The sequence below is a fragment of the Streptomyces sp. P17 genome, from assembly GCF_032436805.1.
Lineage (GTDB): Bacteria > Actinomycetota > Actinomycetes > Streptomycetales > Streptomycetaceae > Streptomyces.
This window is the reverse complement of sequence record NZ_JAVRBF010000712.1, coordinates 1-278: the sequence shown is the minus strand read 5'-3', so window position 1 is coordinate 278 and position 278 is coordinate 1. Positions and strand designations below refer to the sequence as shown.

Sequence of the window (278 nt, the reverse complement as noted above, 5' to 3'; positions counted from 1 at the left end):
CCATGAAGTACCCCGCGGTCTACCTCATGGGCGAGCACGCCAAGGGTGAGACCCTGTCCATCGCGTTCGCCGGCGAGGGCCAGCACCAGGACGCCGGCTCAAAGATGGTGCACTGCGCGCCGTACACGTCGAGCTCGATCATCAGCAAGTCGGTCGCGCGCGGCGGCGGACGCTCGTCCTACCGAGGCCTCGTCAAGGTTGAGGAAGGGGCGCACCACTCCGCCAGCTCGGTGAAGTGCGACGCGCTGCTCGTCGACACCATCTCGCGTTCAGACACC

1 protein-coding gene is annotated in these 278 nt (G+C 66.9%); it reads left to right on the top strand.

All coding sequences use genetic code 11. The features are described from left to right. The coding region (locus tag RMT89_RS42690; protein ID WP_315889143.1) for a SufD family Fe-S cluster assembly protein at positions 1-278 on the top strand (278 nt) is incomplete at both ends.